This is a genomic window from Hydrogenophaga sp. GW101-3F08, from assembly GCF_059424585.1.
Window position 1 is genome coordinate 695,669 of sequence record NZ_JBWKZP010000001.1, and the last position, 26,219, is coordinate 721,887.

Genomic DNA, 26,219 nt, shown 5'->3' on the forward strand with positions numbered 1-26,219 from the left:
GCTCAAGCCTCCAACGCAGCCACAGCCACGCGGCGCTGGCCCGGCTCTTCGGCACGGCCCGCGCTCAAGCCGGCCGCAGCGGCCCGCAGCGCGCCCAGCAGGGCGTCCACGTCCTCGGCCTGGTGCGCGGCCGACAGCGCGATGCGCAGCCGCGCGGTGCCCGCCGGCACCGTGGGCGGGCGAATCGCGGGCACCCAGATGCCCTGCTCGCGCAGCGCGGCCATCACGGTCAGCGCGGCTTCGTTGTCACCGATCACCAGGGGCTGGATCGCGGTGTGCGAGGGCATCAGGGTCCAGCCGGCGGCGTCCACCGCGGCGTTGGCCCCGGGCGCCAGGCCTTCGCGCAGTTGGGCAATCAGCGCGGCCAGGTGCTGCCGCCGGCGCTCGCCGTCGGCGCCGAGCACACAGCACAGGCCGGCGCGCACGGCCTCGGCCAGCAAGGCCGGCGCGGCGGTGGCGTAGGTGTAGCTGCGGGTCTTCTGCAGCAACCACTCCACCAGGCGCTCGGGCCCGGCCACGAAAGCGCCCGCCACGCCCAGCGCCTTGCCCAGCGTGGCCATGTAGAGCACGCGCGGCGACGCCTGGGCGCCGGTGAGACCGGCGGCGGCCAGCGCGCCACGGCCCTGCGGCCCCAGCACGCCAAAGCCATGCGCATCGTCAAGCAGCAGCAGCGCGTCGTGCCGCTCGCACAGCGCGTGCAGGCCGGCGATGTCGGCCACGTCGCCGTCCATGCTGAACACCGCGTCGCTGATCACCAGCTTGCGGCGCGCCGGGCTGGCGGCCAGCAAGGCGTCGAGCCGGGCCAGATCGCCATGGGGGAAGCGGTGCACCGTGGCCTTAGACAGGCGCGCGCCGTCGATCAGGCAGGCGTGGTTCAGCGCGTCGGAAAACAGCGCATCGCCCTCGCCCACCAAGGCCGGCACGGTGCTGGCGTTGGTGGCGTAGCCGGCGTAGAAATACAGGGCGCGCGGCAGGCCCACGGCCTCGGCCAGCTCGCGCTCCAGCGCCGCGTTGGCCACGCTGTGGCCGCTCACCATGGGCGAGGCCCCGGAGCCCACGCCGTAGCGGTCCACCGCGGCGTGCACCGCCTGGCGCAGCAACGGGTCTTGCGCGAGGCCCAGATAGTCGTTGCTGCAGAAGGCCAGCAGGGACACGCCGTCCACGTTGAGCCGGGCGCCCTGCTCGGGCACCACGGCTCGGCGCACGCGGCGCAGCGCCTGCGCGTCCAGCGCGGCCAGGCGGTCATCGAATTCGTTCAACCAGCTCATTTGCAGATCCTTCATCGCCAGGTGTCGGGCAGGTTCAGCACGATCTGGCGTGCGTCGGGGGTTTGTGGGTGCCAGGGCACGACGCCCAGCAGCGGCGCTGGCAGCCAGTGGCGCAGCGTGTCCATGTTTTCGTCGCGGCAAGCCATGCCGGGGTCGATCGCATTGGCCACCCAGCCGGCCAGGTGCAGGCCGTCGGCGCGGATGGCCTCGGCGCTCAGCAGCGCGTGGTTCAGGCAACCCAGCCGCAGGCCCACCACCAGCACCACCGGCCGGGCCAGTGCCACCGCCAGGTCGGCCAGGGTCTCGTCTTCGTTCAGCGGCACGCGCCAGCCCCCCGAGCCCTCCACCAGCACCACGTCGGCCAGGCTCCGCAGCTTGCGGTGCGCGGCCACCAGCTCGGCCACGCCCACGCGCCGGCCCGCGCGCGCGGCCGCCAGGTGCGGCGACAGCGGCTCGGGCAGCGCCACAGGGCAGTCCAGTTCGGGCGGCACGGCCACGGTGGACGCGGCGCGCAGGGCCATCGCGTCTTCCGCCACCCACTCGCCACCCTGCTGCACCAGGCCCGCCGCCACCGGCTTCATGCCGACCACGCGGCGGTGCCGGCGCGCCAGCGTGTGCAGCAGCGCCGCGCTCACCAGCGTCTTGCCCACACCGGTGTCGGTGCCGGTGACGAAGCAGCCGTCAAACGCCATCGCGGTCTCCCGCCACCGGCACAGGCTCCGTTTCCTCGGCCAGCGCGGCCTGCAGCGCGGCCAATGCTCCGCGAGCCAGCAGCTCGCCCTCGGCCTCGTCGATCACATAGGGCGGCATGGCGTAGAGCGTGTGGCCGATGGGGCGCAGCAGCAGCCCCTGCGCCAGCGCGTGGCGGGCGTAGCGGCGGCCGAAGTCGGGCAGGCTGCTGACCACGTCCCATGCGAAGACCATGCCCTTGCGTCGCGCGAAACGCACGCGGGGGTGGGCCGCGAGCGGCGCGAACTGCGCGGCCAGGCGCTCGCTGGTGACCACGTTCTGGCGCAGGGCGTCGGTCTGGTCAAACAGATCCAGCGTGGCCAGCGCGGCGCGGCAGGCCAGCGGGTTGCCGGTGTAGCTGTGCGAATGCAGGAAGCCGCGCGCCACCTCGTCGTCGTAGAAGGCGGCGTACACCGCGTCGGTGGTGAGCACCACCGACAGCGGCAGCGTGCCACCGGTCAGGCCTTTGGAGAGGCACAGGAAGTCGGGGCGGATGCCCGCCTGCTCGTGCGCGAACAGGGTGCCGGTGCGGCCAAAGCCGACCGCGATCTCGTCCAGCACCAGGTGCACCTGGTAGCGGTCGCAGAGCGCGCGCGCGCGCCGCAGGTACACGGGGTCGTGCATGGCCATGCCGGCGGCGCACTGCACCAGCGGCTCGACGATCAGCGCCGCGGTTTCTTCGTGGTGCTCGGCCAGCCAATCGCCCAGCGCCGCAGCAGCGCGCTCGGCCACGTCGGCGGGCGATTCGCCCGGTGCCGCGCCGCGGGCGTCGGGGCTGGGCACGGTGGCGGCCAGGCGCACCAGCGGCGCGTAGGCTTCGCGAAACAGCGCAATGTCGGTCACGGCCAGCGCGCCCACGGTCTCGCCGTGGTAACCCCCGGCCACGCCGACAAACCGGTTCTTGCGCGCGCGCCCGGCGTTGCGCCAATGGTGGGCGCTCATCTTCAGCGCGATCTCGGTGGCGCTGGCGCCGTCGCTGCCGTAGAAGGCGTGGCCCAGGCCGGTGAGCGCGGCCAGCCGCTCGGAGAGTTCAACCACCGGCGCGTGGGTGAAACCGGCCAGCATCACGTGGTCCAGCGTGTTGAGCTGGTCCACCAGCGCGGCGCGGATCGCGGGGTGGTTGTGGCCGAACAGGTTGACCCACCAGGAGCTGATCGCGTCCAGATAGCGCCGGCCTTCGTGGTCGTGCAGCCACACGCCCTCGGCCCGCGCCACCGGGATCAGTGGCAACGCCGCGCCATCGGGCGCGTGCAGCTTCATCTGTGTGCAGGGATGCCACACGGCGGCCAGGCTGCGCTGGCGCCAGGCGGCGTTGGTCGACACGCCGGTCATCGGCGTCAACCGCCGAAGGTGTGGCGGGTTTTCAGGCCCAGGCGCTTGAGCAGTTCGCGGTCGCGTTCCACGTCGGGGTTGCCGGTGGTCAGCAGCTTGTCGCCGTAGAAGATGGAATTGGCACCGGCCACGAAACACAGGGCCTGCACGGCATCGCTCATCTGCTGGCGCCCGGCCGACAGGCGCACCCGCGCGCGCGGCATGGTGATGCGCGCCACGGCGATGGTGCGCACGAATTCCAGCGGGTCCAGGTCGGGCTGGTCGGCCAGCGGCGTGCCCGCCACCTTCACCAGGTGGTTGATCGGCACCGACTCGGGATAGTCGGGCGAGAGGTTGGCGAGCTGGGCCACCAGCGCGGCGCGCTGCAGGCGCGACTCGCCCATGCCCACGATGCCGCCGCAGCACACCTTCACGCCCGCGCCGCGCACGCGCTCCAGCGTGTCCAGTCGGTCCTGGTAGTCGCGCGTGGTGATCACCTCGCCGTAGAAGTCGGGCGCGCTGTCCAGGTTGTGGTTGTAGTAATCCAGGCCAGCGTCGCGCAGGGTTTCGGCATGGCCCTCGGACAACATGCCCAGGGTGGCGCAGGCCTCCAGGCCTTCCTCTTTCACGGCGCGCACCAGCTCGGCCACGGCCTGCACATCGCGGTCCTTGGGCGCGCGCCAGGCCGCCCCCATGCAAAAGCGCGTGGCCCCGGCCTGCCGGGCGCGCTGGGCGGCCTCGCGCACCGCGTCCACGCCCATGAGCTTGCCGGCCTCAACGCCGGTGTCGAAATGCACCGACTGCGGGCAGTAGCCGCAGTCTTCGGGGCAGCCGCCGGTCTTCACCGACAACAGCGTGGCCAGCTCCACCTCGGTCGGGTCGAAGTGCTCGCGGTGCACGGTCTGCGCGCGGTACATGAGATCGGAGAACGGCAGGTCGAACAGCGCCTGGACCTCGTCCACCGCCCAGACCCGCCGGCCGGTGTCGACCGCGGGAGCCGGTGCTTTGCGCGGGGCATGGAAATGCAGGGGCTGCCCGGCGGCAGGAAGGGTGGTCGTGGTCATCGGTAGGTCTCCTAGGGTTCAAGCAACGGGGGGTCACCCCGCCACCGTTTCACGTTGGCCCAGGGGCTGGCCCCAGGCGTCTTCAAACAGCATATTGTCCAGCGCACTGCGCTGGGCCCAGCGCTGCTGCTGGAGCATCGGCTCCTCGTAAAAATGGTGCACCGGCCCGATGCACAGCAAGGCAACGGGCTCGGCCCCGGCGGGCATGCCCAGCAGTGAGGCCACGGCCACCGGGTCAAACATCGAAACCCAGCCCATGCCCAGCCCCTCGGCGCGCGCGGCGAGCCAGAGGTTCTGAATGGCGCAGGCGACCGAGGCCAGGTCCATCTGCGGCAGGGTCCTGCGGCCAAACACATGCCGCTCGCGGCCGTCGGCCAGCGCCACCACCCAGACTTCCGCCGCGTCCATCAGCCCCTCCACCTTGAGCCGCATGAACGCGTCTTCGCGCTGGCCCAGCGCATGCCCGGTCAACACCCGTTCCTGCTCCACCAGCGCCTGCAGCGCGCGCCGCAACGCCGGCGACGCCACGCGCAGGAAGCGCCAGGGCTGCATGAACCCGACGCTGGGCGCGTGGTGCGCGGCGGTCAGCAGGCGTTGCATCACCTCCGGAGCGACCGCCCCGCCCGCGAAGTGGCGCATGTCGCGCCGCTCGAAGATGGCGCGGTACACGGCATCGCGTTCGGCCGGTGAGAAGGCCTGGCTGGGGGTGGGCGAATGGGGCATGGGGCTTCAGTCCTCGATGCCACGCTGCGCGGGAATGCCCGCCTTGAACGCGTGTTTCACCAGGGTCATCTCGGTCACGGTGTCGGCCAGCTCGATGATCTCGGGTGGGCAGCGCCGCCCGGTGATGACCACGTGCACGTCGCGTGGGCGCTCGCGCAGCGTCTGCAGCACATCGTCCAGCGGCAGCCAGCCGTAGATCAGCGGGTAGGTCAGCTCGTCGAGCGTGACCATGAAGTGTTCACCACCGAGGATCGCCGCCTTCGCCTTCTGCCAGCCGTCGCGCGCGAGCTGGGCGGAGTGTTCGAGGTCCTGACTCTTCCAGCTGAATCCATCGCCCAGTCCCTCGATCAAGGGCCCCCACGCTGCGCTGCCTTGCGGCTCGCTGCCCTCCGAGGGGGCGGTCCCGCCTTGGGAGCGGCCCGGCGGCGGCCCGACCTCCGCCAGCCACTCGAAGACGCGGTGCTCGCCGAAGCGCGCGCTGGGCACTTTCATAAACTGGAAAATCTTCACCCGCTTGCCGTGCACGTGCGTGCGGCCCAGCGCGCGCAGCGCCAGGCCAAAGGCGGCCGTGCTCTTGCCCTTGCCGTCGCCGGTGTGCACTATCACGAGGCCCCGGCGCTCGCCCTCGGGTTTTTCGTAGCGCTTCTCGGTGGGTGGGGTTTCGATCTGCATGGGGTTCCTTGGGGTCTATGGGGGCAGCGCGACGAAGCGCGTGCCCAGGGGATGGATGGCGATGCGGTGGTCGAACACGGCTTCGAGCGCGCGGTGCGCCGCAGGCTCGGCACAGGGCCCGGTGTGGCGCACCTGGCCCTGCTGCATCACCACAATGTCGTCGGCCATCAGCGCCAGCGTGATCTCGTGCAGCACGCTCACCACCGTGCGGCCCTGGCCCACCAGCTCGCGCACCAGCGCGATCCAGTCGGCCTGGTGCGGCGGGTCGAGGTTGGCCAGCGGCTCGTCCATCAGCATCACACCGGCCTCGACCGCCAGCAGTCGCGCCAGCAACACGCGCTGGCGTTCGCCGCCCGAGAGCGAGCCCAGCGGCCGCGCGCGCCATTCCCAGGCCTGGGTCTGGCGCAGCGCGCGCTCCACCGCCGCGTGGTCGGCGTCGCTCGGCGGGGCCAGCCAGGCCTGGTGCGGCAGGCGCCCGAGCAGCGCCACGTCGTGCACGGTGAGGTCGTCGGCGCTGGCCTCGCCCGCGCCGCTCTGCGCCAGCCAGGCCAGGGCACGGGCCCGTTCGCGCGGCGCCATGCCGGGCATGGGCTCGCCGTGCAGCAGGACCTCGCCACCGTGCGGCAACACACCGGCCAGCGCGCGCAGCAGGGTCGACTTGCCCGCGCCGTTGGGGCCGACGATGCTGGTCCAGCGGCCCGCTGCGAGCGACACATCGATGCCGTGCAGCACCAGCCGGTGCGCGGCGCCGTGGCCCAGGCTGGCGCTCAGGTTCAACGCCTGCAGTGCGGTGGCTTGTTCGGTACAGATATCCATCGGGTCTTCCTTTGCCCTACCCCACCCGCCGGCGCATCAGCCAGAGCAGGTAGCCGCCGCCCAGCACCGCGGTGAGCACACCCACCGGCAGCTCCTGCGGCGCCATCAGGCCACGCGCCAGGGTGTCGGCCAGCATCAGCAGCACGCCGCCCATGAGGCTGGCGAGCAGCACCAGCCAGGCGTGGGTGGTCTTGACCACGGCGCGCACCAGGTGCGGCGCGGCCAGGCCCACGAAGGCGATCAAGCCGGTCTGCGCCACGGCCGTGCCGGTGGCCAGCGCGAGCACCCCCACCAGCGCGGCACGCAGCGGCACCAGCGGCAGGCCCAGGCTGAGCGCCGTGGCCTCGCCCAGCGCCAGGCCGTCGAGCACGCGCGACAGGCCCCAGGCCAGCAGCAGGCACACGAAGCCGATGCCGCCCATGAGCAGGCAGGAGGCCCAGCCCACGAAACCGGTGGAGCCCAGCATGAAGGCCTGCATGGCCTGCAGGATTTCGGGCACGCTGAGCGTGACCAGCGAGGTGATGGCGCCCAGCACCACCCCCACCACCACCCCCGCGAGCAGCAGGCGCAGCGTGTGCTGCACACCGCGCGCCAGCGCCAGCGTGAGCAGCACCGCGAGCACCGCGCCCACGAAGGCCGCGCCGGTCAGGCCCAGGCGCACCACCCACTGCGTGGCAAACGGCGAGACGCCCAGGCCCGCCAGCGCGAGCGCCACGCCCAGCGACGCGCCCGAAGCGCTGCCCAGCAGAAACGGATCGGCCAGCGGGTTGCGAAACAGGCCCTGCGCCACCGCGCCGGCCAGGCCCAGCAGGGCCCCGGCCGCGAAGGCACCCACGGTGCGCGGCGCGCGGATGTCCCAGACGATCTGCGCGGCCACCGGGTCCGCGAGCATGGTCCACACCGCTTCCAGACCGGTGCTGCCCACCCCCAGGCCCAGCACCCCGAGCACCCCACCGAGCAGCACCAGCCCCACGGCCAGGCTCAGCGCGCGGGTGACGGGGCGGGGCATGGGGGCCATGGCGGCGGGGTGTGCGGCGGCGCTGTTGCCTGGGCTCATGGGGCTTTGTCCTGCAGGCAGCGCGCCATGAGGCGCGCCGCTTCGGCCATGCGCGGGCCCGGTCGCACCAGCACGTCGGATTCGGCGTCGGGGAACACGCAGAGGCGGTCTTCGCGCACGGCGCGGATGCCGCGCCAGCCGGGCCGCTGCGTCATGCCCTCGAAGTTGCGGTCGCCCACCATGATCAGGTCCGGGTTGGCGCGCACCACGAATTCGGGGTTGAGTTTGGGGAACGGCCCCAGGTGCGCGGGCACGATGTTCTGCACGCCCAGGCGCGTGAGCGTCTCGCCGATGAACGACGAGGTGCCCGCGCCGTAGGGCGCGCGGTTCACCTCGAAATACACCCGCGTGTTCTTCACGCGCGCCGGCAGCGACTGCGCCGCCGCCGACACCGCCGCGTCGATGTGGCGCCACACACGCTGGCTCTGCGCGGCGTCCACGCCCAGCACCCTCCCCACCTTGCCCAGCACGCGCTGCACGTCGGCATGGCTCTTGGGCTCCAGCGCCACCACCTTCAGGCCCAGCCCCTCCAGCCGATCGATCACCCGCGAAGACTGCGCCAGCAGCACCACATCGGGCCGCAGCGCCACGATGGCCTCCACGTTGGGATCGATGCCGCCGCCCACGCGCGGCAGCTTGTCCAGCGACGCGGGCCAGTTGGAATAGCGGTCCACGCCCACCAGCCGCGCGCACTGGCCGAGCTCGCACACGGTTTCGGTGAGCGAGGGCAGCAGCGTCACGATGCGCTGCGGCGGCGCGTCCCAGCGCACGGCCACACCGCGGTCGTCCACCACCTCGATGCCTGCGGCGTGCAGCGCGCCCGCGCCCACCAGCAGCCAGGCCGCGAACCCCCATCGCCAGAGGCGCCCAAGGAACTTCGGGAGGTGAATCATCATGTCCCTTTGAATAGGAGTGGCAGGCCCGCCGCCATCAGCGTGACACGCTCGCAGGCGGCGGCCACGGCCTGGTTCAAGCCGCCGAGCGCGTCCACGAAAGCCCGCACCTCGCGCCCCATCGGGATCACGCCCAGACCGATTTCATTGCCCACCAGCACCACCGGGCCGGCGGCCTGTTCGATCGCGCCGCACAAGACCCGGGACGGCTCGGTGGGGTCGACCGCCGCGCCGTCCATCGGCATCAGCAGGTTCGTCAGCCACAGCGTGAGGCAGTCCACCACCACCAGCGTGTGCGGCGCACTGTGCTGGCGCAGGGCCTCGGCCAGCGCCAGCGGCTCCTCCACCGTCGCCATGCCCGGCACGCGCTGCGCGCGATCGCGCTGGTGGCGCGCGATGCGCTCGCGCATCTCATCGTCCCAGGCCTGGCCAGTGGCGATCAATACCGCGCGGTGCGCGGGAGACGCGTCCAGCCATTGCCGCGCCAACATTTCCGCGCGGCGCGACTTGCCGCTCTTCTGGCCGCCGAGGATGAATTCGCTGCGCGCCACGTCAACCATGCTGGTCCATCCATTGCAGGACGATGCGCTGCATCTGCGCCACGCCGTCGGTGAGCGCGGCCGGGCCGGGCTGCAGGATGTCGGCCGACTTGATCTCGAACAGCTGCCCGGTCTTCACCGCCGCCACGTCCTGCCAGCCGGCGCGCGCGGCCACTTTTTCGGGCCGGAACTTCTTGCCACACCAGGAGCCGATGACGATGTCGGGGTTGCGGCGCACGATCTCGGCCGGGTCGGCGATGATGCGGTTCTTGCCCAGGGACTCAAGCGCCAACTCCGGAAACACGTCTTCGCCCCCGGCGATGCCCAGCAGCTCGGACACCCAGCGGATGCCGCTGATGTGAGGCTCGTCCCACTCTTCGAAGAACACCCGCGGGCGGCGCTTGCCGAACGCTTCGAGCACCCGCACCGACTGGCCGATGGCGTCGAGCCGGGTGCGCGTGGCGGCGATCCAGGCCAGCCCTTCTTCGGCACACCCCACCATGGCCGCCACCTGGTACAGCATGGAAAAGATCTCGTCCACGCTGCGCTGGTTGAACACCGTGACCTGCACACCGGCGCGGATCAGCGCCGCGGCGATGTCGGCCTGCAGGTCGGAGAAACCGAACACGCAGTCGGGCCGCAGCTCCAGAATCTTGTCGATCTTCGCGTTGAGAAACGCGCTCACCTTGGGCTTTTCCTCGCGCGCACGGCGCGGGCGCACCGTGTAGCCCGAGATGCCCACGATGCGGTGCTCCTGCCCCAGCAGGTAGAGCCACTCGGTGGTCTCTTCGGTCAGGCAGACGATGCGCTGCGGGCCCAGGCGGGTGTTCACGCGGTGGCTCCTTCGGGCAGAAACAGCGCCGCCGTGGCCGCCGGGCTGGAGGCCATCCAGGCGTGGAAATAGCTGGCGCGCAGCGCGCCGCGCTGGTACACCGCCTCGCCCGCACCGGCCGCGCCTGCGCGCGCCGAGGCGGTGTGCAGCACCGGCTCCAGCGCCGTCTCGCAGCGCGAATAGTGGAAGGTGTGGCCCCGCAGTTCGCCCTGCGCCAGCGCGAGCTTCTGCGGCCCCAGCGCGGCCAGGCGCGGCTGCATGCGCACCACGCCGGGCAGCAGGCCCCACAGGGCATGGCTCTGGCCCTGCGGGTCCACGAGGTCATCGAACAGGGCCATCATCCCGCCGCATTCGGCCCACACCGGGCGCCCGGCAGCCACATGCGCGGCCAGGCTGTCGCGGCTCACCTGGCTGGCGGACAAGGCCTCGGCGTGCAGCTCCGGGTAGCCGCCGGGCAGCCAGACCGCGTCGCACGCGGGCAGGGGTTCATGGGCCAGCGGCGAGAAGAACACCACCCGGGCGCCCAGCGCGCGCAGGGTGTCCAGGTTCGCGGCATAGATGAAGCAGAACGCCGCATCGCGCGCCACGGCCACGGTCTTGCCGGCCAGCAGCGGCGCCACTGCGGCCGGCTCGGCGGGTGCCTCGAACACCACCGACCAGCGCGCCAGCGCCGCCGTGTCCATCTGGCCCAGCGGGGTGTCCACCAGCGCGTCGGCCGCGGCGTCGAGCCGGGCCAGCGCGTCGGGCAGCTCGGTGGCCACGGTCAGGCCCAGGTGGCGCTCGGGCAGCGTGAACGCTGGGTTGCGCATCACCGCGCCCAGCCAGCCCGACGGCGCCGCACCGCCCTGCGCGGGCAGCGCGTCGCGCAGCATCTGCGCGTGCCGCTCGCTGGCCACGCGGTTGGCCAGCACGCCCGCCCAGGGCAGGCCCGGGCGGTAGTGCTGCAGGCCAAAGGCCAGCGCGCCAAACGTGCCGGCCATGGCCGACGCGTCGATCACCGCCAGCACGTGCAGGCCGAAGCGCCGCGCCAGATCGGCCGCGCTGGGCTCACCGTCGAACAGGCCCATGACCCCTTCGACGATGATCAGGTCGGCGTCCTGCGCGGCCGCGTGCAGCCGCGCCCGCACGTCGGCCTCGCCGGTCATCCACAGGTCCATGTTGTGCACCGGGTGGCCGGTGGCCAGCTCCAGCCACATCGGGTCCAGAAAATCGGGCCCGCACTTGAACGCCCGCACCCGCCGCCCGGCGCGCGCGTGCAGGCGGGCCAGCGCCGCCGTCACGGTGGTCTTGCCCTGGCCCGAGGCCGGGGCCGCGACCAGGATGGCCGGGCAGGTGATCTTCACCGCTGCGGCCTCCAGTCCACGGTCACGTAGGCGGCCCGGCCGGGCTGGTTGTAGCCCCGCGCCGTCTCGTAGGCCTTGTCGGCCAGGTTGTTCAGGCGCAGGTTCAGCGACCAGTTCGGGTCCAGCCGGTAGCGCGTGTGCAGGTCCAGCGTGGCGAAGCCGGCCAGCGGCACGGTGTTGGCCGCGTCGTCGAAACGGCCCGACATGGCCAGCAGGGACGCGCCCCAGGTCCAGGCGCCGAGCTGGTGGTCCAGGCTGGCGGTCAGGGTTTCATCGGCGCGCCGTTGCAGCTTGCGCCCGTTGGCCAGGTTGCGCGCGTCCAGCAGCTCCAGCTGCGTGCTCCACGACCACGCCCCGGCCGATGCCGCGTACGCCAGCGACCAGCCTTCGATGCGCGCCTGCGGCACGTTTTCCACCACCGGCTGGGTGGTGATGAAGCCGCGCACGCGGTTATCGAAACGGGTCAGCTTGACTTCATGCGCATCGCGGTTGTAGGTCAGGCCGAACTCGCGGTTCTTGCCCCGCTCGGGCTGGGTGCTCGGGTTGCCCACGAAGAAGGGCGACACCCAGTACAGGGTGTTGAACGACGGTGTCTTGAACGAGGTGCCGTAGGCCAGGTGCGGGCGCCAATGGGGCGTGAGCTGGAAACCGTAGCTCGCGACGCCGGTGGTGGCGCCCCCGAACTGCGAGTTCTCGTCGCGCCGCAGGTTGGCCTGCCAGAGGTGGCGGCCCGCCTCGCCCTGCAGGCCCGCGAACAGCGCCCGGGTGGTGCGCGAGTTGACCGCGTAGGCCTGCGTGCTGTCCACCGACTCCTTCACGGCGTCGAAGCCCACGATGGCATTGCCCAGCGCGGTCTTCCAGTCGTTCTGCAGCGTCAACTGGGTCTGTTCGGTGTCGAAACGCGAGGTGGACAGTTCCTCAAAAGAGGTGGAGCGGTCGTCGCTGCGCGAGAGCTTCAGCTGCGTACGCGCCTGGGGCGACCATTGGCGCTCCAGACCCCAGCCCAGCACGCGGGTCACCACGTCCGAGTGCACGTCGAAGTCGCCCGGCCCGCGGTCAAACCCGGAGCTTCCGTTGGCCTGGCTGAAATGCGCATCCGTGGTCCAGCCGGGGGCCAGGGTCCAGCGCATCGAGCCCGAGGCGCTGTCCTGATCGAACCCGTCGTTGTCGGGGTTGTGGCCGCCAAAGGCCACGTCCGGGTTGGTGGCGGAGAAACCGGTTTCACGCACGGTGCCGGCGTTGAGCGTATAGGTGAAGGTTTCGCTGCCGCCGCTCAGGCCGGCGCTGGCGCTGCGGTGCCCGTAGCTGCCCAGCGTGACGCTGGCGTTGGGGTGAAAGCCGGGCTCGCCGCGCCGCGTGAAGATCTGCACCACACCGCCCACCGCGTCGCTGCCGTACAGCGCCGAGGCCGGGCCCTTGAGCACCTCGATGCGCTCGATGGCGCTCAGCGGGATGTTGTCCCACGAGGCCGCGCCCGAGGTGGACGAACCGTAGCGCACGCCATCGATCAACAACAACACGTGGCGGGTTTCCGTACCGCGGACGAAAAGCCCCGACTGTTTGCCCAGGCCCCCGTTGGACGACATCTGCAGGCCGGCGTTTCGGGTCAGCAGCTCGGACAACGTGCGGCCCGACGCCTGCTGGATCGCCTCGGATTCGATCACCACCACGTCGCTGAGCAGGATGTCGGCACGGGTGTCGGACCGGGTGGCCGTGACCACAACCTCGGGCAGATCCGGTGCTGGCGCGGTCTGGGCATGGGACAAGGACGAGACGAGGATGGCCAAAGGCAGCGCCGCCGTGGGAGCGCGCGAGAAACGGTTTTTCATGAGAAACAAGGGAGCTGATGTGCCCTCACCGCCTTCCCCGACGGTGCCTGAGCGTCACGACGGCACGCCCTTCATGAACGCACCACCACCTCGTTGGCCGGTATCCGGGCTGGCAGATCGACCTTCATCGCCTTCCCGGTGATCTGGCCTGAACCAGTTCTCCAGTGGCTGTGGGATGAACGCGGAGCGACCTGAGAGCATCAGGCGGCTCGTCTGCTTACCGTTGCGGGGGCAGCGCAGGTTAGGTCCGTTCGGCGTGAACATTCCCTCCTGCTTCCCGTTGAACTGCGGCGTGTGAACCACACCGCGAGCACCAACAACCGGCATTGTAAGCCCCGGGTTTTCGCGGCAACCCTACAATGTCTCAGCAACAATTCGTCACCATGGCCGATCCCAAGTACCTTGACCAGATCACCGAACGCGTGGAGCGCCTGCTGTTGCGCCATGAGGAACTCCAGCGCACCAACGCCTTGTTGATGGACCAGGTGCTGGCATTGCAGGCCGAGCGCGACCTGCTCAAATCGCGCCTGAACACGGCGCGTGCACGCATCGAAGCGCTGCTCGAACGCCTGCCGGAGGCCGACGCCCCCGAGGCCCATCGCAAGGACAGCGAATGAACAAGCCCGCGAGCAAACAGGTTGAAGTCCAGATCATGGGGCAGAGCTACCTGCTCGCGTGCCCGATCGGTGGCGAATCCGCGCTGCTCGACGCGGTCGAACGGGTCGACACGGCCATGTGCCGCATCCGCGACGCAGGCAAGGTGAAGGCACGCGACCGCATCGCGGTGCTGGCCTCGCTCAACCTCGCGTTCGAGCTCTCGCAGAAAGAATCCCAGATCTACCAGGCCTCGTCCTTCGATCACACCGAACCAGGCCCGGACACCGCGGAAGCGTCGGCCGAACCGCTGGACCCGGCGGCCCAGGCCCGCATGGACGAACTGATCCGCCGCCTGGACCACACGCTCGGACGCGACGGCCAGTTGATCTGAGTCAGCGGGCACGCAGCCCGTCGGTCGATCTGCTTTTTTTCTGGACCAGCGGTCCACATGAGGCCACCGCAGCGCCTACAATTTGAACCGTCTGCAGTGCGCGCCGGGCTTTATATTTCCTTGAACCAATGCTCATTGAGCACGGACTAGGTACATTGCCTGATGGGTGTGAGCATCTCGCGTCAGATGAACCCGAAGTCACGCTGCCCTGGCCCACCTGAACCCCGGTTCAGGATGACGGTCCGGCGGCACTTGCAGGCACCCTATTCGATACACCTCCCTGCGCCGCTTCGCGGCTTCCCCCCTCTCCTGCGGGAGGGGGGACGTGCCCTGTGGCCCGGCGAAGCCGGTTCCACGGGCACTCTGCATGGCTCCCCCTCCCCTTCCCACCGCGCCCGCTTTCGGCGCCTGGTCACTGACCCCTCATGATCCTCGAACCTCTGCTCATTGCCGAACTGGTTGTCCTGGGCCTGTGCACGGGCTTCCTGGCTGGCCTGCTGGGCATTGGTGGCGGCATGCTCATGGTGCCTTTCATCAGCGCCATCCTGAGCGCGCGCGGCGTCGCCCTCGATCTTGCGGTCAAGATGGCCATCGCCACCTCCATGGCCACCATCATCTTCACCTCGGTCTCCAGCGTGCGCGCGCACCACCGGCGCGGCGCGGTGCGCTGGGACATCGTCCAGCGCCTCGCGCCCGGCATCGTGCTCGGCGCGGCGCTCGCCAGCCTGGGCGTGTTCGCCCTGCTCAAGGGTGCGTGGCTCGCCATCGTGTTCGCCGCCTTCGTCGGCTTCTCGGCCACGCAGATGCTGCTGGACAAGAAGCCCAAGCCCACACGCACCCTGCCGGGCACGGCGGGCCAGCTCGGCGCGGGCTCGGCCATCGGCTTTCTGTCGGGGCTGGTGGGCGCGGGTGGCGGGTTCGTCAGCGTGCCGTTCATGACCTGGTGCAACGTCGCCATCCACAACGCCGTGGCCACCAGCGCGGCGCTGGGCTTCCCGATCGCGCTGGCCAACGCGCTGGGCTACGTGGTGGCGGGCCAGGGCGTGGCGGACTTGCCCGTGGGCGCGGTGGGCTACGTGTACACACCGGCGCTGCTGGTGATCGCCATCGCCAGCGTGCTCATGGCGCCGCTGGGCGTGAAAGCCGCACACGCCCTGCCCGTCCAATCGCTCAAGCGGGTGTTCGCCGGCATCCTGTACCTGCTCGCGGCCTACATGCTCTACAAAGGCCTGAGCATCTGAACACCTGCCGCCGCTGGGTGAACCGCTCGCAGGGGATTCACACCGTCAGCGCGCGGTCCGACACCACCACGCCGTCCTCGTCGGCGTAGAGCCAGTCGCCGGGCCGCACCCACACACCTTGGATCTGCACCGCCAGATCGCGCTGGCCCTCGTTGCGCCGTTCGGTCGGCAGCGGCATCGAGGCCAGAGCGCGGATGCCCACGTTGCACACGGCCAGCTCGGCCACGTCGCGCACGCAACCATCGATCACCACGCCGGCCCAGCCGTTGCGCGCGGCCGCGGCGCCGAGGTTGCCGCCCAGCAGCGCGCGGCGCAGCGAGGCACCCCCATCGACCACCAGCACCCGGCCCTCGCCCGGGCTCTCCACCGCGGCCTTCACCGGCGTGTTGTCTTCAAAGCACTTGACCGTGACCACCGGGCCAGAGAATCGGCGCACGGCACCGAAATCGCGCAACACCGGCGGCAACACACGAAAGCCGCCCGAGCCGTCGTTTTTGTGGGCGTCACACAGATCGCAGGTGGCTAGAGTTGGGGTCGAAGACATGGCGCTTTCTCAGGTTCGGTTGAAGGAGCATGGCACTGCGGATTTTCAGCATGCCGAGCGGCTCTGACAGAGCGCTTGCAGGCACGCGGTGTTGAAGTGTTGTTTTCCGGGCCAAAAAGCGGCGTCTTCCCTATGAAAACCCGCAAAAAACCAGGCCGCCCACCTTGGAATGCACAAACAACTCCATTAGCATGCGAGACACCAGCGAGGAAGCGCGTTTCCTGCTGGTCAATGTTTCACTTCTAGAAGGAAATTCAATCATGGCAACTGCAAAAAAAGCTCCCGCGAAAAAAGCGGCCCCGGCCAAGAAGGCTGCAGCACCGGCGAAGAAAGCCGCACCGGCCAAGAAGGTAGCCGCCGCTCCGGCGAAGAAGGCTGCTCCTGCCAAGAAGGCAGCCGCTCCGGCGAAGAAAGCCGCGCCAGCCAAGAAGGCCGCACCGGCCAAGAAGCGCACCCCCAACGCTGCCTTCATGAAGGCCATGACGCCCAGCGCCGCGCTGGCTGCCATCGTTGGCAACAGCCCGCTGCCCCGTACCGAAGTGACCAAGCAGGTCTGGGCCTACATCAAGAAGAACAAGCTGCAGGACGAAGTCAATCGCCGCATGATCAACGCCGACGCCAAGCTGAAGGAAATCTTCAAGAAGGCCCAGGCGTCCATGTTCGAAATGACCAAGATGATCAACGAACACCTGAAGTGATCCACCGACCTCGCACCCTCATGGTGCCGTGAGTCCCTGCAAAGCCGGCGCCAAGCCGGCTTTGCTGTTTTTGGGCCCCGCAGCCATGGCATCTGCGCGGAGCTGTGAGAAACTGCAACAAAATTTCAAGACCTCCACAGGCATGACCGAGAGCCCGCAACCGATTCGCCCCACGCACCTTGTCGAAGACGAGGAGGCGTGCGCGCCACCGCCGCCGCTGCCCGAGCAGCAGCACAAGGTGGTGCTGGTGATGGACCTGGTCGAATCGGTCCGGCTCATGGCCGACAACGAAGCCGAGGTGGTGAGCCAGTGGCGTGGCTTCATGCAGCACGCCACCACCCAGGTGCTGCCCGCGTGCCGGGGTCGTCTGGTCAAGAGCCTGGGCGACGGCCTGCTGGTCGAATTCGAACACCCCACCGATGCCGTGCGGGCCGCGCTGGCGCTGCACCAGTACTTCGCGCCCATCAACCGCCGCCTGCCCCAGAGCCAGCAGCTGCACCTGCGCGCAGGCATCAACGCCACCGATCTGTACGCGGACGAAAACGATGTCTACGGCCATGGCGTGAACCTCGCCGCGCGCGTGACCGACCTGGCCTCGCCCGGCGACACCCTGGTCACCGCCAGCGTGTTCGACGGCATCGTGATCGGCGTCGACGCCGAGGTGGAAGACTGTGGCGAGAGCTACCTCAAACACTGGCCCGAGCCGGTGCGCACCTGGCGGCTGTTCCCTGTCAGCCACGGCTCGGCCGCGGTGCGCCCGCGCGTTCCCGAAGGGGTGCCGACCGACTTTCGCCCGTCGATCGCCGTGGTGCCGTTCGAAACGCGCAGCCACGCGAGCGAGCAGTTCGTCATTGGCGAGCTGATCGCCGACGGCGTGATCGCCCAGCTCTCGCGCAGCCAGGACCTGCGCGTGATCTCCCGCCTGTCCACCACCGCCTTCCGCGGGCGCCAGAGCACCACCGAAGAGATCGGCCAGCGGCTCGACGCGGCCTTCGTGCTGGGTGGCAGCTACGTGACCCTGGGCGACAAGGTCGTCATCATGGCCGAGCTGTCCGACAACAAGCGCGGCGAAGTGATCTGGGCCGAACGGCTCACCGGCGACACCCACGATCTGCTGGAAGCCCAGAGCGGCCTGCTCGATGCGCTGAGCGCCGCCTGCGCCAAGGCCCTGCTCAACGACCTGGTGCAGCGCACCCTGGTGCTGCCCGTGCCCCAGCTCGACAGCAACGCGCTCATGCTCGGCGGCATCACGCTCATGCACCGCTCCACGCCGCGCGATCTGCAGCGCAGCCACCAGTTGCTCGAAGCCGTGGTGGCGCGGCACCGGCGCGTGGCCACGCCCTGGGCCTGGCTGGCCAAGTGGCACATCATGCAAGTGGTGCAAGGCCTCTCGGGCGAACCGGCCAAAGACTTCCAGCGCGCCATCGACACCGCCGACCGCGCGCTCGACCTGGAGCCCTCCAGCTCGCTCGCCATGGCCATCAAAGGCCATGCGCTGTGCCACCTGGGCAAGGAAGTGGACGCCTCGCACCGCCTGCTGCAGGAAGCCACCCAGAGCAACCCGAACGATCCCATGGCCTGGCTGTACAACAGTGTGTGGTCAACCATGTGGGGCACCCCCAAGGATTCGATGATCGAGGCCGAGAACGCCCTGCACCTCTCACCGCTGGACCCGCAGAAATACTATTTCGAGATGATGCTGGCTACCAGCTACGCCGCCATGGAGCAATGGGAACGGGCCATTCAACTCTGCCGTTCATCGCTGCTTAAGAATCGATATCACTTGCCCACAATAAGAACTCTGCTGATCGCCCAATATGAGCTTGGCTATGCAGAGGACGCAAGGGAAACCTTTGCCCTGTTGATGCAACTGCAGCCCCAGTTGACGGTACAGCAGTATCTGGCGGCAGGAGGTGAAAGTCCGTTGAGAAAGCGGGTCGCCAAAGCGCTGATCAGTCTTGGTTTACGAATGCACTAACCAACTAGGAGAATCGAAATGAGTGGAGGCATTAGCGGAGGAATCAGCGGAGGAATCAGCGGAGGCATTAGCGGAGGAATCAGCGGAGGAATCAGTGGCGCCATCGTCTCCTCCGACGCCCTCATCCTAAGCCGAGCAGCCATCGTCGGCCCGTTCACAGGCGCGTCCTTGCACGTCACCGAACCCGGCTTCGACGAGCCGTCGAACCTCAAACTCTGGGCCGACGGGCCGCGTGTCGAGGCCTGTTTCACCGAGCTCGTCGAAGGTCTGCTGTTCAAGACCCGCAACGGCCCCAAAGAAGCGGCGCTCGAATTCGCCAACCTGCAGTCCAGCAACATCCAGCGCAAACCGCTGGTGCGCCTGCGCGCGCCCACCAAGGCGCAGTTCAAGAAGCAGCTGGATCTGGTGGCCGCTTACGCCGATCTGCGCGCCGATCGCGCGGCCGAGGTGGTGGCGCAGCTGACGCCGCCGCTGGCGTTCTGGTCGTCCATGGTGGGGCTGACGGCGCACCGCCACAAGAAAACCCTGCAGTTGCTGGACCTGGTTTTTGCGCTCTGCGTGCATGTCGAGATGCGCTTCAAGCACATCTTCGCCAGCCTGCGGCCCGAGGCGTTTTCACCGCAGATCCAGCCCATGATCCAGACGCCGGGACACGGCAGCTGGCCCAGCGGCCACGCCACCGAAGCATTCGCCTCGGCGGTATTGCTGGAAGCGCTGCTCAACGCCGCCTCGCCCGAAGGTGTCGCCACGCCCAACGGCACGGCCAGCCACGAACAGCTGCAGCGCCTGGCCGCACGCATCGCCGTGAACCGCACCGTGGCCGGCGTGCACTTCCCGGTGGACAGCGCGGCTGGCCGCCTGCTCGGCACGGCGCTGGCCGAGTTCCTGGTGGCCCGCGCCACCGGCACGCGGGTGCACGAGCGAGGCTTTGACGGCCGCCTGTTCGAAGGCGCGAACGGCGAGGCGCTGGACTTCAGCCTGCACCAAAAGATGGAAGGCCCCGAGAGGCAGGCAGCCTACACACGCTCGGCCGCCAGCACGGGCGTGGGCAACGCCCCGCTGCTCGCCTGGCTCTGGGAGGAAGCGATCAAGGAGTGGGCATGATCCGCCGCCCGCCCGTTCCGAAGGGAGCTCGCTCCGCCGTGCGCGGCACGGAGGTGTTCGCATGAGCGCGCCGACCTGGTCGCCCCTGCCACAGGGCGAATTCACCGGCACCGACTGGAGCGCGCCCGGCGCCATTGATGGGCAGGACCCCTACCTGATCTGGGCCGAGGCCGACCACTTCGCGGGCTACCGGCGAGGCTCCGACAAGAAGCCACCGAAGTGGCTGCCCATCGTGATCGAACTCTCGCCAGAGGCCGATGTGCCCGCGCTGGTGGCCGCCTCCCGCACCACCTGGCTGCAGATTCCCAGGGTGTACCTGAACGTGCCGAACCTGCGCTTCTGCAGCGCGCGCGTGAAGCCGCGCTTCTTCGACAAGCTGCGCAACGACTCGCATTTGCGCAGCCTGATCCAGCGCTTCGAGCTTGGCCTGCCGGTGGAGCCACACACCCATGCGCTCATCGACCCCTGCACGCCCAACAGCCCACCCACCCCGGCCAGCGGCCTGCTTGGCGGCAAGGTGCTTGGGTTGATCGACGGTGGCCTGGCCCTGGCCAACAGCGCCTTCCTCGACCAACATGGTCACACGCGCATCCGGTATTTCTGGCGACAGGACGCCTACCAGAACGGCAATTGGCCCGGCAACCAGCCGCGCCACCGCGAACCGCTGGACCCGGCGCGCGCCGGCCCCACGCCACACGACATGGGCTACGGCCACGAACTCTCAGGTGCGGCCATTGACGCGGCCATGGCGGCTTACACCCGGCAGGGCCAGGTGGACGAAGACGCGCTCTACCAATACCTGCAGCTCTGGGACCTGAGCAAACCCGTCAACCACGGCACCCACGTGATGAGCCTGGCCTGCGGGCCGGGCAATCCACTGCATCCGATCCACGATGACGCCAGCCGCGCCAACCTGGTGGCCGTGCAGCTCGATTGGTCCAACGTGCTCGACACCTCGGGCGGCGCCATGAACGTGAGCGTGCTCGATGGCTTGATGTACATCCTGGCGCGCTGCGCGCCGAGCGCGCAGGTGGTGGTGAACATCAGCTGGGGCACCCTGGCGGGGCCGCACGACGGCAGTTCCATCCTGGAAGCGGCCATGGACCAGTTGATCGCGCTCTATGGCGGGCGGCTGCAGATCGCCGTGCCCGCGGGCAACGCCTACCAGAGCCGAACCCACGCCAACGCGACGCTGCAGCCGAACCAGACCTTGCCGCTGCACTGGCGCGTGCAGCCCGACGACCGCACCCAGAGTTTTCTGGAAATCTGGTTGCCCGATGGCGCGCAGGCCGTGCAGGTCTGCGTGACGCCTCCAGGGCAGACCGAGCCCCTGCCAGCCCGGTGCATGGGCCAGTCGGGCGTGTGGACCGGGGACGGATCGGCTCCCTTGTGCGGGCTGATCTACCCCACCACCTCCGCCCTGGGCAGCCAGGGCACCTGCATCCTGCTGGCGCTCGAACCCACTTTCAGCCGCAAGCGCTCGGCGGCCACCGCGCCGTTCGGGGTCTGGCAGGTCAGGCTCACCAACACAGGAAACAGCGACATCACGTTCGACGCCTACATTGAGCGCGACGATGTGGCCATCGGCCAGAACACGGGCGCGCGGCAGTCGTATTTTGAGGATGCCGACTACGACACCAGCGGGAACATCGGCGCCTACGTGGACCACAAGAACGATCCCACGCCGATCCGGCGCAGCGGCACCTTCAACAGCCTATCGACCGGCCAGAACACGGTGAGCGTGGGTGGCATCCGCCGCGATGCATCGCCCAGCGGGCATTTCGCGCTCTATTCCCCGCGCAAGCCCGACCCGGACGCGAGCCGGCCCCAGCGCCCCGGCGTGAAGAAGGTGCCCGACACGCTGCAGGTGAGCGATGACAACGTGGCGTTGTGGGGTGTGCGCGCCGCGGGCAGCCGCAGCGGCAGCACGGTGCGCCTGGTCGGCACCAGTTCGGCCGCACCGCTGGAAGCCCGCGCCCTGCTCAACGGGCTCTGAATGCCCGATCACCCGGCTGCGAACCTTGCCCGGTGCAACAAATGCCATCCGGGAACACCGCGGAACCGGTTTGCCGGGCCGCTGGTGTAGCCCCTGGGGGGAGGCGCTGAAGGCGCTTCGGGGGGACCACCGCTACCAGCGCGCCGGTAGCGGCTTGAGCAGCCAGATCCAGCGCTCGCGCACGGCGATGTAGCCGCCGATCTCCAGGTCTTTGAGCAGGCGGCTGACCATCTCGCGCGAACAAGCCAGGTACTGTGCCATCTGCTGGTGGGTCAGGCGCTCTTTCAGGGGGCGCTCACCATGTTCATCGGGCTCGCGGGCCAGCTCGCCCAGCAGGCGCGCCAGGCGGCCATAGACGTCGATCAGGGCCACGCTGCGTGCGCTCTCGGTGGCCAGGCGGGCGCGGCGGATCAGCCGGGACATGAGTTCGAGGGCGAATTCGGGGTGGACGGCGATGTAGTCCAGCAGTGTGGCGCGCGAGACCACCGAACAGGTGCTCGCTTCCATGGCTTCGACGTTGGCCGAACGGGGCCCGCCGTCGAGCGACATCTCGCCCACGTACTCCAGCGGGCCGTAGGTGCCCAGCGTGAGTTCCTTGCCGCCGGCGTCGGCCAGAAAGGCCCGCAGGCGGCCTTGCAGGACGATGTAGAGGGTGTCGCCGGTGTCGCCTTCCTGGATCAACAGGGCGCCGCGCCGGTAACGGCGCTGCACGCCGAGCGCCGCCAGCGCTTCAACGTGCGTGCTGGGTGGGGTGTGAGCAGGTTGGGCGGCGGAGGCGGGCATCCGGGGTCATGGTTGTGCGTACTCCGTGGCATTGTGAGGCATGGGCGAGACGATGCGCAAGGCGGGCACGACCGCGGGCAGGCTGTTGACGAGCTGCAACAGCTCGCGGATGCTGCCACAGCCCGTTTTCTCGCGCAGGGCCTTGATCTGGCTGCGCACCGTGGACTGCGCCACCCCGTGCTGGCGCGCGATGTCGGGGATGGACAGGCCCCGGCACAGCCCCAAGAGCACCGACTCTTCGCTCGGGCTCAGGTTCTGCGAGCGGGCGTACATGCGCACGGCCAGGTTTTCGCAGGCACCCTGGCGCGAGAGCGACACCAGCACACACGGCGCGTCGGTCTCCAGCGGGTGGCTCAGGGGCACGAACGCCATGGAGAAGTCCCTCCCTCCCAGGTTGAGCGAGACCAGCCGGCGCTGCCCCCGCAGGGCCTGTTCGATGGCCTGCTGGATCTGCGCGGTGAACTCGGTCGTGCGGCCCAGCAGGACGTTGCCGTGCGTCATGATGGCCCGCCCGCTGGCCATCTCGTGGCGGGCCAGGTGGTTGGCGTGGCGGATGCGGCCGGACCCGTCGATCACCAGCAGACCGTAGTCCACCTCGTCAAGCACGCGCAGCAGCAGCGACTGCGCCAGTTCGTCCCGCGCCGCGGGCGCTATCGTCTGAAAAAAACCACGGTTCGAGAGTTGTTCGTTGGCTTGCCACATTTGAGTTTCCTCCGTCGTGTCGATGGAGGAAGCTTACGAACGCGGGCCACGCAACACGAGCGGCCAGTTGCCCTGTTTTGTGTGACTTATTCACGCCTTGTAACAGCGCCGCCCCGCCTCAGGCCGGGCGAGATGCTTGGGCGGACTGGCGGATCGCCGAGAGCGTGCCCCGGGTGGTGATCACTTCTGGATCGAGCGCCACCTCGATCACCGTCCCCGTGGGCGCGGCCAGGGCCCGCAGCAGCGCGGGCTCGAACTCGGCCGTGTGGGTGATGTGCTCGGCCGCATAGCCATAGGCACGGGCGAGCGCGCAGAAGTCGGGGTTGCGCAGGTCCGACCCGCTCACGTGGGCCGGGTACTCGCGCTCCTGGTGCATGCGGATGGTGCCGTAGGTGCCGTTGTTGAGCAGCAGCACGATGCTCTTGGCGCCGTGCTGCACGGCGGTGGCCAACTCCTGACCGTTCATGAGGAAGTCGCCATCGCCCGCGATGGTGAAGGCGGTGCGCCCGCTGAGGATGGCCGCACCGATGCCGGCGGGCACGCCGTAACCCATGGCACCGTTGGTGGGCGCGAGCTGGGTCTTGTGGCCTTTGGCCAGGCCGTGGTAGCGGTAGAAGCGGTGCAGCCACGACGCGAAGTTGCCCGCGCCATTCGTGAGCACGGCGTCGGCCGGCAGGTGCCGCTGCAGCGTGGCGATGAGGGCCGGCATGTCGATGCTGCCGGGCAGCACGGTGCCGCCGTTGGCCGGGTCGATGTTGGCGAGGTAATCGGCGTGGCAGGCCTGGGTCCACTGGCCCCAGGCCAATCCCGGGGGCGCGGTCAAGACCTCCAGGCTGCGCGCGGCGGCGTTCATGCTGGCGTTGATGGCGAGCGTGGCCTGGTAGACGCGGTTCAACTCTTCGGCGCTGGCGTGGATGTGCACCAGCTTCTGTTTCGGCACCGGCGCTTCGATCAGTGCGTAGCCGCCGGTTGTGGCTTCACCCAGACGCGGGCCGATGGCGATCAGCAGATCGCTCTCGCGCACGCGCGCGGCCAGCGCCGGGTTGATGCCCAGCCCCACGTCGCCCGCGTAGTTGGGGTGGTGGTTGTCGAAACAGTCCTGGAAGCGAAAGGCGTTGGCCACCGGCAGTTGCCAGTTTTCGGCGAAGCGTTGCAAGGCGGCGGCGGCCTGCGGCGTCCAGCCACCGCCACCGGCGATCACCAGCGGGGCTTTGGCCTGCAGCAGCAGTTCGCGCAGGGTGCGCAGAGCGCCCGGGTCGCTCCAGGCCTGCACCGGCTCCACGCGTGGCAAGGGTTCGGCGTCCACGGTTTGGGTCAGCATGTCTTCGGGCAGCACCAGCACCACCGGGCCGGGTCGGCCGTTCATGGCGGTGGCGAAGGCACGCGCCACGTACTCGGGGATGCGTCGTGGATCGTCGATGCGCTCCACGCGCTTGGCCATGCCTTTGGTGCTGGGGCCGAAAAAGCTCAGGTAGTCCACCTCCTGGAAGGCTTCGCGGTCGCGTGCATCGCTGGCCACATCGCCCACGAACAGCACCATGGGCGTGGAGTCCTGAAAGGCCGTGTGCAGGCCGATGGAGGCGTTGGTCGCACCCGGCCCGCGCGTCACGAAACACACGCCCGGGCGCCCGGTGAGTTTGCCCTGGGCTTCGGCCATGAAGGCGGCCCCGCCCTCTTGCCGGTTGGTCACGAAACGGATGCGGTCGGCGTGGGCGTGAAAGCCGTCCAGCACGGCGAGGTAACTTTCCCCGGGCACGCCAAAGGCGTGGGTCACGCCCTGGGCGATCAGGCATTCAACGAGCAGGTGGCCAGCGATTTTTTGTGTCATGCCGCCGATTGTGCCGCGCCGGAGCCCTGTGGGCCGGTGCGGCGGCCCACCCCCAGCGCGGCGTAGACCGAGATGAACAGCACCACCGCCGCGCCCGCCAGCGTCAGCGCGTACCAGCCGCGGTCCATGAATCCACCGAACACCACGGGCGAGATGGCGAAGCCCACATCCAGGCCCGAATACACCGTGCCATAGACCCGGCCGGTCGCGCCTTTCGGTGTGGCCTTCTTGATCATCATGTCGCGGCTGGGGCCACCCACCCCCACCGCAAAACCGGTGGCGGCCAGCGCCACCATGGTGCCCGCCGCGCCCAGCCAGCCGGTGGCGCAGACCAGCAGCAACAGCGCGCCGCCGGACATGGACAGCGCCACCACACGGTCGCTCGACAGGCGGTGGCTGCTCCCGTACGCGGCCACAAAGCCACCCACCAGCATGCCGAAGGCGCCGCACAGCATGTAGGCGCTGATGGTGAGCGTGGCGGCTTCGACGCTCACGCCGTGCAGGTTCTTGAGGATCGATGGCGCGAAGCTCTGCACCACGGCCAGCGTCATGGTCGAGAGCAGGAAGAACGAGAAGCACCACCAGACCACCGGGAGTTTCAGGTAAGCCAGATCGGCGCCCTTGGGCGCATCGGGGTGGCGCACCACCACCTCGGTCAGCAGCTTGTCGCGTTGCCAGAACAGCAACGCGAGCACCACCACATACAACAGCGCCGCGCAGTAATAGGCCACACGCCAGTCGGCCAGCGCCGTGATGCCCACCAGGAAGGCCGGCGCCAGCGCCCAGCCCAGGTTGCCGGTGAGGCCGTGCGTGCTGAACGCGTGCCCCAGCCGGGGCGCCGAGACCCGCTGGTTCAGGATGGTGAAATCGGCCGGATGGAACGGCGCATTGCCCAGCCCGGCGAGCACGGCCACCAGGACCAGCCCCCCATAGGCGGTGACTTGCGACGCCGCCAGCGCGGCCAGCAGAAAGCAGCTGATGGCTGCGAACAGCACCGGTCGCGCGCCGAAACGGTCCACCACGAAGCCGGCCACGGCCTGGCCCGAACCCGAGATGACGAAGAAGATGCTCATGAGCAGGCCGACGTCCGAGTAGCTCAGGCCGAAGTCGCGCATGAAGACCGGGAACAGCGGCGCGAGCAACAGATGCGAAAAGTGCGAGGTGGCGTGTGCCAGACCCACCAGGCCGATGACGCTGGCGTCCTGCTTCAGGGGAACGGGGTTGGTGGGCGCCGCGGCGCCGAGGGTGGCGGTGTTCATGCGACCAATCGTACGGTTGGTG

At 69.4% G+C, this 26,219-nt stretch carries 25 protein-coding genes, 1 other RNA gene and 1 riboswitch; of the genes, 8 read left to right on the top strand and 18 right to left on the bottom strand.

Annotated elements, in window-relative coordinates; all coding sequences use genetic code 11:
- Nucleotides 1-2: 2 nt before the first annotated feature.
- From AC07YZ_RS03500 to AC07YZ_RS03560, 13 genes are read right to left on the bottom strand one after another with little or no spacing between them, the layout of a single operon-like run.
- Nucleotides 3-1,268: an aminotransferase class I/II-fold pyridoxal phosphate-dependent enzyme gene (locus AC07YZ_RS03500; RefSeq protein ID WP_494793718.1), complete on the bottom strand. Its 1,266-nt coding sequence runs from the start codon at nucleotides 1,266-1,268 to the stop codon at nucleotides 3-5.
- Between the two features lie 11 nt (nucleotides 1,269-1,279).
- Nucleotides 1,280-1,960: a dethiobiotin synthase gene (gene bioD, locus AC07YZ_RS03505; protein WP_494793719.1), complete on the bottom strand. Its 681-nt coding sequence runs from the start codon at nucleotides 1,958-1,960 to the stop codon at nucleotides 1,280-1,282.
- A complete protein-coding gene (gene bioA, locus AC07YZ_RS03510; protein ID WP_494793720.1) occupies nucleotides 1,950-3,329 on the bottom strand; it encodes an adenosylmethionine--8-amino-7-oxononanoate transaminase in 1,380 nt (459 codons plus the stop codon). Before bioA ends, bioD begins: the two co-directional genes overlap by 11 nt.
- A gap of 5 nt (nucleotides 3,330-3,334) precedes the next feature.
- Nucleotides 3,335-4,372, bottom strand: coding sequence for a biotin synthase BioB (gene bioB / locus AC07YZ_RS03515; RefSeq protein WP_494793721.1), 1,038 nt, complete (start codon nucleotides 4,370-4,372; stop codon nucleotides 3,335-3,337).
- A gap of 33 nt (nucleotides 4,373-4,405) precedes the next feature.
- On the bottom strand, nucleotides 4,406-5,095 hold the full coding sequence (bluB, locus tag AC07YZ_RS03520; protein WP_494793722.1) for a 5,6-dimethylbenzimidazole synthase: 690 nt from the start codon (nucleotides 5,093-5,095) through the stop codon (nucleotides 4,406-4,408).
- Between the two features lie 6 nt (nucleotides 5,096-5,101).
- On the bottom strand, nucleotides 5,102-5,767 hold the full coding sequence (cobO, locus tag AC07YZ_RS03525; RefSeq protein ID WP_494793723.1) for a cob(I)yrinic acid a,c-diamide adenosyltransferase: 666 nt from the start codon (nucleotides 5,765-5,767) through the stop codon (nucleotides 5,102-5,104).
- A 15-nt stretch (nucleotides 5,768-5,782) separates the two neighbouring features.
- Nucleotides 5,783-6,583, bottom strand: coding sequence for an ABC transporter ATP-binding protein (locus AC07YZ_RS03530; protein ID WP_494793724.1), 801 nt, complete (start codon nucleotides 6,581-6,583; stop codon nucleotides 5,783-5,785).
- A gap of 16 nt (nucleotides 6,584-6,599) precedes the next feature.
- On the bottom strand, nucleotides 6,600-7,601 hold the full coding sequence (locus tag AC07YZ_RS03535; RefSeq protein ID WP_413465805.1) for a FecCD family ABC transporter permease: 1,002 nt from the start codon (nucleotides 7,599-7,601) through the stop codon (nucleotides 6,600-6,602).
- A gap of 35 nt (nucleotides 7,602-7,636) precedes the next feature.
- A complete protein-coding gene (locus AC07YZ_RS03540) occupies nucleotides 7,637-8,533 on the bottom strand; it encodes an ABC transporter substrate-binding protein (RefSeq protein ID WP_494794028.1) in 897 nt (298 codons plus the stop codon).
- Entirely contained in the window at nucleotides 8,533-9,093 is a 561-nt protein-coding gene (locus tag AC07YZ_RS03545) for a bifunctional adenosylcobinamide kinase/adenosylcobinamide-phosphate guanylyltransferase (RefSeq protein ID WP_494793725.1), read from the bottom strand. The genes AC07YZ_RS03540 and AC07YZ_RS03545 overlap by 1 nt, the downstream gene beginning before the upstream one ends.
- Nucleotides 9,086-9,904: a cobalamin-binding protein gene (locus AC07YZ_RS03550; protein WP_494793726.1), complete on the bottom strand. Its 819-nt coding sequence runs from the start codon at nucleotides 9,902-9,904 to the stop codon at nucleotides 9,086-9,088. The genes AC07YZ_RS03545 and AC07YZ_RS03550 overlap by 8 nt, the downstream gene beginning before the upstream one ends.
- A complete protein-coding gene (locus AC07YZ_RS03555; protein ID WP_494793727.1) occupies nucleotides 9,901-11,247 on the bottom strand; it encodes a cobyrinic acid a,c-diamide synthase CobB in 1,347 nt (448 codons plus the stop codon). Before AC07YZ_RS03555 ends, AC07YZ_RS03550 begins: the two co-directional genes overlap by 4 nt.
- Complete coding sequence (locus AC07YZ_RS03560) at nucleotides 11,244-13,076, bottom strand: TonB-dependent receptor domain-containing protein (RefSeq protein WP_494793728.1); 1,833 nt, start codon at nucleotides 13,074-13,076, stop codon at nucleotides 11,244-11,246. The genes AC07YZ_RS03555 and AC07YZ_RS03560 overlap by 4 nt, the downstream gene beginning before the upstream one ends.
- 78 nt (nucleotides 13,077-13,154) lie before the next feature.
- Nucleotides 13,155-13,409, bottom strand: a riboswitch (cobalamin riboswitch).
- Between the two features lie 50 nt (nucleotides 13,410-13,459).
- Here AC07YZ_RS03560 and AC07YZ_RS03565 point away from each other — a divergent pair.
- The 4 genes from AC07YZ_RS03565 (at nucleotide 13,460) to AC07YZ_RS03580 (ending at nucleotide 15,305) form a co-directional block, all read left to right on the top strand.
- Nucleotides 13,460-13,693: a DUF904 domain-containing protein gene (locus AC07YZ_RS03565; RefSeq protein ID WP_494794029.1), complete on the top strand. Its 234-nt coding sequence runs from the start codon at nucleotides 13,460-13,462 to the stop codon at nucleotides 13,691-13,693.
- Nucleotides 13,690-14,064, top strand: a complete 375-nt coding sequence (locus AC07YZ_RS03570) for a cell division protein ZapA (RefSeq protein ID WP_494793729.1) — start codon at nucleotides 13,690-13,692, stop codon at nucleotides 14,062-14,064. Before AC07YZ_RS03565 ends, AC07YZ_RS03570 begins: the two co-directional genes overlap by 4 nt.
- 85 nt (nucleotides 14,065-14,149) lie before the next feature.
- Nucleotides 14,150-14,329: non-coding RNA, 6S RNA (gene ssrS / locus AC07YZ_RS03575), on the top strand.
- Nucleotides 14,330-14,489: 160 nt separating this feature from the next.
- Nucleotides 14,490-15,305 carry a sulfite exporter TauE/SafE family protein gene (locus tag AC07YZ_RS03580; RefSeq protein WP_494793730.1) on the top strand — a complete coding sequence of 272 codons (816 nt, stop codon included), beginning with the start codon at nucleotides 14,490-14,492 and terminating at the stop codon, nucleotides 15,303-15,305.
- Between the two features lie 37 nt (nucleotides 15,306-15,342).
- On the opposite strand, the gene rraA is transcribed toward AC07YZ_RS03580, so the two are convergent.
- On the bottom strand, nucleotides 15,343-15,849 hold the full coding sequence (gene rraA / locus AC07YZ_RS03585; RefSeq protein WP_494793731.1) for a ribonuclease E activity regulator RraA: 507 nt from the start codon (nucleotides 15,847-15,849) through the stop codon (nucleotides 15,343-15,345).
- 260 nt (nucleotides 15,850-16,109) lie between these two features.
- On the opposite strand from rraA, the gene AC07YZ_RS03590 reads away from it, so the two are divergent.
- The 4 genes from AC07YZ_RS03590 to AC07YZ_RS03605 all read left to right on the top strand — a co-directional run bounded on the left by AC07YZ_RS03590 (nucleotide 16,110) and on the right by AC07YZ_RS03605 (nucleotide 21,625).
- Nucleotides 16,110-16,547, top strand: a complete 438-nt coding sequence (locus AC07YZ_RS03590) for an SWIB/MDM2 domain-containing protein (protein ID WP_226492699.1) — start codon at nucleotides 16,110-16,112, stop codon at nucleotides 16,545-16,547.
- 142 nt (nucleotides 16,548-16,689) lie between these two features.
- The gene (locus AC07YZ_RS03595; RefSeq protein WP_494793732.1) at nucleotides 16,690-18,525 is read left to right on the top strand and encodes an adenylate/guanylate cyclase domain-containing protein; all 1,836 of its coding nucleotides are present in this window, start codon (nucleotides 16,690-16,692) and stop codon (nucleotides 18,523-18,525) included.
- 168 nt (nucleotides 18,526-18,693) lie between these two features.
- The gene (locus AC07YZ_RS03600) at nucleotides 18,694-19,629 is read left to right on the top strand and encodes a phosphatase PAP2 family protein (protein WP_226492697.1); all 936 of its coding nucleotides are present in this window, start codon (nucleotides 18,694-18,696) and stop codon (nucleotides 19,627-19,629) included.
- A 61-nt stretch (nucleotides 19,630-19,690) separates the two neighbouring features.
- Nucleotides 19,691-21,625, top strand: coding sequence for a S8/S53 family peptidase (locus AC07YZ_RS03605; protein ID WP_494793733.1), 1,935 nt, complete (start codon nucleotides 19,691-19,693; stop codon nucleotides 21,623-21,625).
- A 132-nt stretch (nucleotides 21,626-21,757) separates the two neighbouring features.
- Here the strand turns inward: AC07YZ_RS03605 and AC07YZ_RS03610 are convergent, their stop codons facing one another.
- From AC07YZ_RS03610 to AC07YZ_RS03625, 4 genes are all read right to left on the bottom strand, one after another.
- On the bottom strand, nucleotides 21,758-22,408 hold the full coding sequence (locus tag AC07YZ_RS03610; protein WP_226492695.1) for a Crp/Fnr family transcriptional regulator: 651 nt from the start codon (nucleotides 22,406-22,408) through the stop codon (nucleotides 21,758-21,760).
- A 6-nt stretch (nucleotides 22,409-22,414) separates the two neighbouring features.
- Nucleotides 22,415-23,110 (bottom strand): helix-turn-helix transcriptional regulator, encoded by a 696-nt coding sequence (locus AC07YZ_RS03615; protein ID WP_494793734.1) that lies wholly within the window; start codon nucleotides 23,108-23,110, stop codon nucleotides 22,415-22,417.
- A gap of 118 nt (nucleotides 23,111-23,228) precedes the next feature.
- Nucleotides 23,229-24,938, bottom strand: coding sequence for a thiamine pyrophosphate-binding protein (locus AC07YZ_RS03620; protein ID WP_494793735.1), 1,710 nt, complete (start codon nucleotides 24,936-24,938; stop codon nucleotides 23,229-23,231).
- Nucleotides 24,935-26,197, bottom strand: coding sequence for an MFS transporter (locus tag AC07YZ_RS03625; protein WP_494793736.1), 1,263 nt, complete (start codon nucleotides 26,195-26,197; stop codon nucleotides 24,935-24,937). The genes AC07YZ_RS03620 and AC07YZ_RS03625 overlap by 4 nt, the downstream gene beginning before the upstream one ends.
- Nucleotides 26,198-26,219 lie beyond the last annotated feature (22 nt).